We start from the raw sequence: 8,988 nt of genomic DNA, 5'->3' as shown, positions 1-8,988 counted from the left end.
GCGAAGCGCGTCCCGCTCACCCTGCGCGCCCCGTCCTTCCGCCCGGACCTGGACGAACTGCGATCCAAGATCACCCCGCAGACCCGCCTCCTGCTCCTCAACACGCCTCACAACCCGACCGGGATGGTCCTGACCACCGAAGAGCAGAGCGCCATCGCCGCGCTCGCCGTCGAACACGACCTGCTCGTCGTCACCGACGAGGTGTACGAGCACCTGACGTTCGACGGCGCCGCCCACGTCCCAATCGCGAGCCTCCCCGGCATGCGCGAGCGCACCGTCTCCATCTCTTCCGCCGGCAAGACCTTCTCCTGCACCGGATGGAAGGTTGGCTGGGTCATGGCCGACGGCCCGATCGTCTCCGCGGTCCGGACCGCCAAGCAGTACCTGACGTACGTCAGCGCGGGCCCGTTCCAGTACGCAATCGCCGAGGCACTCCGCCTGCCGGACGCGTACTTCGACGGCTTCCGCGCGAACCTGCGACGCAAGCGCGACCTCCTCGGCGAGGGCCTGCGGGCGGCCGGATTCGAGGTGTACCAGCCCCAGGGCACGTACTTCATCACCACCGACATCACCCCCTTCGGCGAGAAGGACGCCTACGCCTTCTGCCGCGCCCTCCCCGAGCGCTGCGGCGTCGTCGCCATCCCCAACTCCGTCTTCTACGACGACCCCGGCGCCGGCCGCACCCAGGTCCGCTTCACCTTCTGCAAGAAGGACGAGGTCCTCGCCGAGGCCACCAGCCGCCTGCGGCGCTTGGCATCCTGAACTCTGTCGGCCCTTGCGCTTGGGCACTCAGCTTGCGTCTCCGTCGAGGCCCCAAAGGGGGCAACTCAGCCGACGCCGAGCAGCGCCGTCGGCGTCCCTTTCCACTGATCAGAGGCTTGCAACCTTGATCAGCATGATGCTTACTCCAGCGCGTCCCCCGTCCGCTCACCCACCGGAGCCCTGGCCGAGGAGTTACCCTCAATCACTTTCCCTCGCGAATGTAGGTCACCCCGAACGCCTTGACCTGACGGTATTCCTGGAGCCTGGTGGCGAGGTCGAATGCATCACCGGTGACGTACTGGAAGATGTCGAGGCCGCGGCCGAGCACGATCTTCCAGCCAGTGTCGGTGACGATCGAGCGGTCATGGATCGTGTTGGTGAACGAGACGTCGAGGTTGACGCCGCCGGCTGCTGCGCCCTGCTTAACCTTGAGCAGGAGCTCAAGTTGCTTGCGGACCTTGTCCTCGCCGCCGTTGCTCTCTGTGGTGATGAGCTTGACGTTAACCTCGTCGGCGGCGTCCTTGACGGCGGCGATCCCCTCGATGAGTTCCATGAGGTTGCGGGCCTGGTGGAACTGGCGAATGTAGGGGTCTGTAATCGTAATTTGCCCGGCTCTGCGCAGGTACGGGGTGAGCAGCGTGTCGAACGAGACGCCGCGCTGGTTCTCCTGGAACTCACGGTGCCCCTCGAACAGCGGCGCCACCACCTGCGCGTGCTCACCCGGAGTCCCATCCTGAACGGTGGGCACCGCCGCGCCCGCCGACGGCTCGATCGCGCTATCAGCAGCCCCGGGACGCTCGCGGTGGTAGTAAGCCGGGTATTCGTCCTCCTCCAGGGTCGAGACCGCGTGCCAGGCTCCGCTCCTGTCCAGGTAACCGAACTTGACGTCGGCCATCGTCGAGTCGATCCGCAGGATCTGGTCCTTGACGCGCTTGCGCCCCTCGATCGCGAACCGCAGGATCTCCTCGATCTCCTCGGGCGCTGCCTCCCCGTGCGGGTAGAGGATCTTCATCAGCCCGGAGAACGTCTTGTGGATCCCGTCTCGGTCACGCGTCGAGATGTCCGACGAGAGCGAGAAGTGTTGCTGGTAGCGGTCCGAGTAGTCCTGGGAGCGCATCGACTTGAGCACTTCGGCGATGTAGTCGACGACGAACCCGTAGCCGTCCGAGAACATCTCCCCGCGGATGGTGTCAACCTCCCACCCAGGGATGTAGTGGTGCAGCCGGTCGAGATAGGCGGAGTCGTGGTAGCTCTCGGGCAGCTCGTCGAACAGGTCGGCGTGCTTGAGCATGTACGGCACGGTATGCGAGGTGTTACCGACGAATACCATCGACGCCTCAGCACCGAGCGTCTCAACACCGCGTGAGAACGACTTGTTCGCCATGTAGTTCTTCATGATGTCGACGAGCGCCCTGTCGGTGCGCTTCTTCTTGCCGGCGAACTCATCGAACGCGACAACATCCCAGTAGCCGACCAGGCCGATGCGCCCGTTGGCGTTGTTGACGAACAACTTCGGCACGGTGACCTCTCCACCGGAGATGAGCATGCCGTGGGGCGAGAACTCTGAGAAGATATGGGACTTGCCGGTGCCCTTGGGGCCAAGCTCGACGAGGTTGTAGTTACGTTCGACGAACGGGATGAGCCGCACGAGCTGGATGAGCTTGGCCCTCCTCCCGAACAACTCGGGATTGAACCCGATGGACTGCACGAGCAGGTCGATCCACTCGTCGGTGGTGAACTCGCGCCGAGCCACCAGGTAGCCCTCTACGTCGAAGTTCGACAACTGGATGGGCTTAATCGACCCGAGAATCCACGGCACGACCCGCGGGTCAGCACTGTGGAAGTACTCGATGTCGCAGATGCACCAGACTCCTCCGACGAGCAGTTTCGGGTGCGCCTTGATCGTGGCGGGCTCGACGAGCACGCCCTTGATGCCGAGGTTTGCGAACTCGGCCTCGTAGACGTCGTTCTTCTCATTGAGCGTGGCCGTGACCTTGTCGATGATCCGGTGCCGCCCGCGCTCGCGGATCGTGGATTTCACCAGCTCGGACTGGTTCCGGTGCACGTAGTGGTCGGCCAAGATCCTGCGCACCGTGTCGATGCCTGCCTGGATGGTGGCCGCGTCATCAGAGGCCGCGTACTGCCCGAGCAGGTACTCCAGCACGTAGGACGGCACGATGGCGTTGCCCTTGACGGCCTTGACCAAGTCCTTGCGCACGACGGCGCCCGGGAAGAGTCGGTTGATCTTGCGGTCCAGCTCGCTCGGCCTGGGATCTGCATCGGCCGGCGCGTCTGGGCCGACCGGTTCCACCGGGCTGACCTCACTCACTTCGCTCATAGCCACACCTCTCCTAGAAGTCGAAGTCCGAGGCGAATGAGCGCTTCAGCGTGTACATCGCCTTGCCGTAGACGCGCCACTGGGTCGTGTTGGGAATCAGTTCCTCTAGGCGGAACTCGACCGCACGGTTGTTGTAGTCGTTCGCATCTTGGCTGAGTAGCATGACGGCGCTCTGATACCGGTCGCGCCGGTCGGCCGATTCCTGATCGAACACCAGCGGGGCGTGGTTGGAGATGAGGGTCTCGCCGAAGTACAGGCCGGCTCGCAGGGCGCGTGGCTGGATCTTTTCGCTGACCGGCTCGGTCTGGAAGAGTTTCACGACCAGCTGACCAGTGGTGATCTTGTCTGACTCGGGCAGGATTTCGACGTTGACCAGCCGAGTGTCGCTCTTGCGCTTCTTGTTGATGGCGAGCACCGGCACGACGATCTCCTGGAGGGCCGCGCCGCCGTGCACGAACCTCGCACCCGAGCCCTTGAGCCGAAGCCGGTGGATCGACTTGGGAATCTGCACCTCGTAGTCGCTGTCGAGCCCGAGCTGCGCGGAGGTGTACGTCTTGAACGCCGGATCAGGTTTCAGCCCTGTTCCCAGCACGTAGCGGCGCGCCTGCACAGCGATGCTGTCGCCCTGCGGTGCAACGGACAGGTAGCCCGCCTCGTCGAGCGCGGATTCCTGGAAGAGGAAGCCGTGGTCGGCGGTCACGAAGATGTTGGTGGCGTCGGCGCTCGCAAGGCGCTTGACAAGGTCGACGAGCTCCTCCAGCGTCTTCTCGGCAGCCTCGAAAACCTGCCGCTCGGTGCCCTGCTTGTCGCCGGTCGCGTCAATGCGGTTGTGGTAGACGTACAGCACCTGGTGCTGCCGGTACAGCTCGCGAATCTCATCGCGGGTCATGCCGAGCAGGTTTTCGGCAGGAACCGCCGTGCCCCGCACACCGGCGAGGATCTTGCTGCGGTTGTCGGTCCCTGCGGACTGCTGGCCGTCCACGGCGACTCGATCGCCCTTGCCAGAATGTCCGATCGTGGTGTGCGGCAAGAGCGCGGCCATCCCGAGCTGGGTATAGCTCGGCAGGACGCCCAGAACGGCATCAAGAGTCGCGTCGAAACGGTCTTCCTGGCGGATACGTGAACCGAGCTCGTCGGCAACCTCGTAGCGCAGGGCGTCGGAAATAATGACGACGGCCTTACGCCGGCCATCCCGCGTGATGGGCTTGACGTGGTCGGCGAAGAACGAGGTCTGCGGCCGGAGCACAGCGGAACGCCACCGGTCGACGCCATCGACATGCTGCTGCCATGCGGCGCCCAGGGTGTACAGGAATTTGTTCGCGTAGAAGGACTCGACCTGCTCCCGCAGTCGCTCCAGCGGTCCGGCGTGCTCGGCGGTGCGGGCCGCATAGGCGAACTGCCGGTAGAGCTGATCGATACGGAACCAGTCATTCCGGTAACGGTCCAGGCCCTCGTCGAACGACTGCATCGACAGGTCGAGCGCGCTGAGCGCGGTCAGCAGGTCGGAGGCGCTGCCGATCGCGGAGTACAGCTTGCGGTACCCGTCGATCCAGAAGCTGTTCTGCCGACTGCGGATGACCTCGGTGACCTCACGGGCTGCGACGGTGCGGTCGGCGACAGCACTCGCAAGATCGCTGATGATCTTCTGGTCGACTTCCTCGAACAGGTCGTTGCCCAGCAGGTCCCGGAAGCCCGTGTCCTCGATCGTGCTCGCGTAGTCCAGGTCGCGAGCTACACGAGTTGCGAGCGTGGTCATCGCCTGCTGGCTGCGGACGTCGTAGCGCAGGCTGGCGAAGTCGAGCTGGATGTTCCGCAGTCCGCCTGGCCGTTCGGACATGAACCCTGCGGCGGCCTGCCGAAACATCCACAGCACGAAATCGTCGATGCTCGGGCTCTGCGACGTGTAGCCGTAGATCGAGGCGACGCCCTGCCAGTGGAAGTCGTCAAGACCGTACTCGACGAGGACGCCGTACTTGTCATCCGCGCCGTCGGCGTTCTCGGCCAGCAGGGCGCGGGTGATCTCCAGGAGACTGTGCTCACGCTGCCCGAGCAGCACAGCCACCATCTTGGCCTGCAACACCAGCGTGTCATCATCCGCGTGAAGCAGCCCCTTAAGGACCCGCACCCGCTTCGCCGCCTGGAAGAACTTCTCGTGGGCTTGCACAACCTCGCCGACATCGTCGGCGGCAAGCCCGAGCTCCTGCTGTACCAGCGAGGCCCGGTCCGCGGTGAACACCCCGTAGGCCAGCTCAAGGTCGAGCAGCCAGTTGCCGATCCCCGCCGGCACGGCGCCCGAACGGTAGACAAGGAACTTCGAGTCGGGATCCTCGTGCAGGAGCCTGTACTTGACCGCGTACTCGTCGTTGGCGACACGTACGATCTCGACGCCCTCCAAACCGAGCGAGTCGAGGCCAGCGGCGTACCCGCCCTCGGGGTCATGCCAGAACACCACCCGGTGCGTCTCGAAGCGTCGCTCCAGATGGGACCGGACGGCGGATGTCTCAGCCATTGCTTGCCTCAAGGCCGGGGATCTTCTTCAGCGCGGCACCGAGCTTCGGGTAGTTCGCCTTCACGCCGTCATCAAGGTCGATCTGCACCTGCTGGGTCGCCAGCGGATAAAGCACGTCGTGCTCATACTCGTCGAGTTCGAGCAACACCCTGCGCAGGCGGTCGACCTCCTTCTGCGCGGCAGCCTTCTCCCTCGGCGTGCCCGTCCCTGCGGAGAGACGCTCGTGGTGCTGGCGGCTGGCCTCCAACTTCGCCTTGTACTCGCGCAGGTACTCGTTCAGTACGGTCGAGACGGTCGACGGCGTGTAGCGGTGCATGTAGATGAGGGCGTTGAACGATCCCTTGGGACTGGAGAACATCCAGTAGATGGGTCGCTTCTTGTACCGCTGGACGTGGTCCTTATAGAACGACTTCACGAAGTAGTCGCGCAGGTCCTTGACGCCGAGCGACTCGGTGACGAACCGCAGGTTCTCCTCGAAGTGTTCCTCACCGAACGCAGCCCGGAGGAACTGACGGAATCGGGCCACGATGTCGTCCTCGAACCAGTCGCCATCGACGATCGGGATCACGTTGTCCTCGTCGGGCTGGAACGACGGGTTCGGCACCTTTGCGAGATAGTCCTGAAGTGTGTCGCCCTGGTTGGCGAGGATCAGCCCCGGTTCGTCGAGGCTGTAGCGCCCGAGCATGCAGCCAACCGCGTAGGAGACGAGATCGTTGGCTCTCTGCTGGGCATACAGCTTTTCCTGTTGGGCCGAGGACTTGCCCTCCCCGAAGCGGGCGACCGGGTTGCAGTGCAGCGTGACGCGGTCAAGCGATACGTCGACGTCGACCTCGGACGCCAGGCCGTACGCGTCGGCGACCTCCGCGTTGACTTGGCTCTCCAGTGCCCGCGCACGCGCGGAGACAGCGGTGCCGCTCTCTAGCGCGTTGGCGACCGCCTTCCGCAGCAAACTCTCGCCGCCGGCCACGATGTCCAGGGCGCCGAACTCCCATGCCGTCTCACGGCTGTTCCAGTCGGCTCGGTGAATGTCGACGAGTTCTTGGACGGAGGAGACGGCGGTGTCGGACACATCGACGACCGGCAGCTGAGCGAGCGTTCCCACCTCGACGTTGAGGGTCGGTGACGTCGCAGCCAGCATCTCCCGGGCGACTGTCGCATTGCAGATCGCCGCTAGGTGCAGCAGATCCCGTTCGCTCCCGAATATCGACGAACCGGCGTCGGCGAAGATGAAACCGGTCGGAAAGAAACGGAACGCGGGCAGCCCTGTCCCGACCTTCGACCAGGACACCGACGGGCGGAAGTAGAGCTGCGGGCTGCGGATCACCGCCTTGGGGCGTTCGGCCATCAGCTCCCGGCCGTCATGCTCCCAGTTGACGACCCAGTCGTGATTCCCGTACCACTTTCGGTAATCGCCACCCTTATTGTAGGGGAACCACTTGAACGCGCTTCCTGCGGCTTCCTCTCTGGTGAGGCCATGGCCGAAGCGATCGACGCTCACCTCGGTCCACAGGCGGAGGAAACGCTCGTTGTCCGCGGTCGCCATTCCCTGTCGCGGCACGCCGACCTGCGCGAGCGGCCTCCCCAGAGAGAACGCCTTGAGCATCTGGGCGGATAGCCAGTAGGCGATCCGCGTGTCCGGAACGACCGTGAACTCACTCGGCGCAAACAACGCGTATCGCTCATTGGTGACAGGGAATGTCAAGGGAACGCCGGTTGAGTCCGTCTCGTAATAGCGGACACACTGGAACGTGGCCTTCGCTCTCGGATCGGGCACGTTCTGAATCACAGTGGCCGCAGTCCCGAAATTGATTCCCATGCTAGTGCTGCCTTTGCCAACGTAGGGCATGTGCACCATGTTCCGAATGCTCTTGCGCGTGACGATCGTTTCGCGGAGCTCCTTGTATGTGAGGAGGAACATCCACGCCTCCATCGTTACCATCGCGGAATATCCACCGACCGCCACCATGCCGAACGATCGCTCGATGAACATGGAGAAGAGATCGGACTTGGTGCTCGGATACTCCTCCTTGACGTACTGGGCGAGGCGGGATGCCATGTTCTTGCCGCCCATGTAAGGGGGGTTGGCAATCAGCACGTCGTAAGGCTGGGACAGATAAGCGGCCTGCTTGATGACGATCTCGGCACGCTCACGCAGATCTTGCGCGAACAGTCCGTGGTCGGCCGAGTCACTCACCGGAAAGTGCTCCCCGACCGACTCAACCATGGCTCTCTTCGGCCGGATGAGGGCGCCGAAGGTGTCCGCGTGCGCGAATTGGTTCCAGAACGCCTCCTCGTCGGCACGGTCTCCGCTGCCGGTGACGAGGGCATCCAGCTCACCGGAGGTGAACGAGACAGGTTCGAGCACGCAGATGTTCGGCTCGACATCCCGGTTGAAGAACGTTCGCTGACGGGCGCGGCCCTTCATCGTGAGTGCGAACGCGGCCAGCGCACCGGCACGAGGGTCGATCTCAGTACCGTACAGGTTGTTGGAGAGGATCAGCGCGGGGATGTCGGACGGCGCGTAGCCCTCCTCTTCGTAGATGGCGTACAGCAAGTCGAACGCGTAGGTGAGCATGTGACCGGAGCCGCATGCGGGGTCGATAATCTTCAGCTTTTCGGGGCTGGAGACCTTGAGGTAGTCGGTCTCCTCATCGACCGGAGCGATGTAGTACTCCATCTGGTCGGCGAGCCGGGAAGCGGGCCGGTTGAGCAGCCAGAGCCGCCCAAGGGAGTTCTCTACGAGGTAGCGGACGATCCAGCGTGGGGTGAAGAGCTGAGTGGCGGCGGGGATCTCGGCGGCGCCGGCCTTCTTGTTCTTCTTGAACCCGGCGAAGACCTCGTCTTTGCGCTCGGAGATGTAGAACTGGTACAGCCAGCCGATGACTTCAACGTCCTGGCAGACGTCCTCAGTGAGCACGGTGACGGCACGGGCCAGCACTGAGTCGTCGGCGAGCAGGTTCGCGGGCATCAACAGCTCGGTGTAGTCGCCCTCGCGCTCGAACATGAACGGCATCGAGCGGTTCCAGTGGCGGCAGTACTCCGCGAGCAGCAGCGAATACGCCTCGCCCTGTGGGTCGTCGCTGCGGCGCGTGCTGTTGAGTAGGTTCGTCACTGTCTCAGCGGTGCGCATGTTGGTGACGACCGTGCTGTCGATGTTCCCGCGCTTGGCTTCGGCAAGGATCTCCGGCTGGCCGCCCTCGCGGCCTCGCTCGGGCGAAACGACTCCGATCCCGGTGTAGCCGTTGGCGTCCATGAACCGCAGCGCGATGATGCGGTTGAACCAGGTATAGGCAACCTTGTCCGCTACAGCGGCGCGGCCCGTGCCGCCTCCGCCAGCCGCATTGACGGCCTTCTCCAGTGCCGCGACGGCGGTGCGCTG

At 64.0% G+C, this 8,988-nt stretch carries 4 protein-coding genes; 1 reads left to right on the top strand and 3 read right to left on the bottom strand.

Annotated elements, in window-relative coordinates; all coding sequences use genetic code 11:
* Nucleotides 1–762, top strand: a 762-nt coding sequence (locus tag MCBG_RS30725) for an aminotransferase class I/II-fold pyridoxal phosphate-dependent enzyme (RefSeq protein ID WP_043331252.1), incomplete at its 5' end; no start/stop codon positions are given.
* Between the two features lie 202 nt (nt 763–964).
* Here MCBG_RS30725 and brxL read toward each other — a convergent pair.
* The 3 genes from brxL to pglX all read right to left on the bottom strand — a co-directional run.
* The gene (gene brxL / locus MCBG_RS30720) at nt 965–3,100 is read right to left on the bottom strand and encodes a BREX system Lon protease-like protein BrxL (protein WP_009067065.1); all 2,136 of its coding nucleotides are present in this window, start codon (nt 3,098–3,100) and stop codon (nt 965–967) included.
* A gap of 13 nt (nt 3,101–3,113) precedes the next feature.
* Nucleotides 3,114–5,609: a BREX-1 system phosphatase PglZ type A gene (pglZ, locus tag MCBG_RS30715; protein WP_043331251.1), complete on the bottom strand. Its 2,496-nt coding sequence runs from the start codon at nt 5,607–5,609 to the stop codon at nt 3,114–3,116.
* On the bottom strand, nt 5,602–8,988 hold a 3,387-nt coding region (gene pglX, locus MCBG_RS30710; RefSeq protein WP_043331249.1), incomplete at its 5' end, for a BREX-1 system adenine-specific DNA-methyltransferase PglX. The genes pglZ and pglX, both read right to left, overlap by 8 nt.

It is taken from the genome of Micromonospora sp. M42 (assembly GCF_000568915.1).
In the GTDB taxonomy this organism is placed as follows: Bacteria; Actinomycetota; Actinomycetes; order Mycobacteriales; family Micromonosporaceae; genus Micromonospora; species Micromonospora chalcea.
Note: the sequence above shows the minus strand (reverse complement) of the source record. Positions and strands in the feature narration are given on the sequence as shown.

Excerpts from the sequence above, each read along its gene's own strand:
- brxL (WP_009067065.1), bottom strand. The coding sequence starts at position 3,100 with ATGAGCGAAGTGAGTGAGGTCAGCCCGGTGGAACCGGTCGGCCCAGAC.
- pglZ (WP_043331251.1), bottom strand. The coding sequence starts at position 5,609 with ATGGCTGAGACATCCGCCGTCCGGTCCCATCTGGAGCGACGCTTCGAG.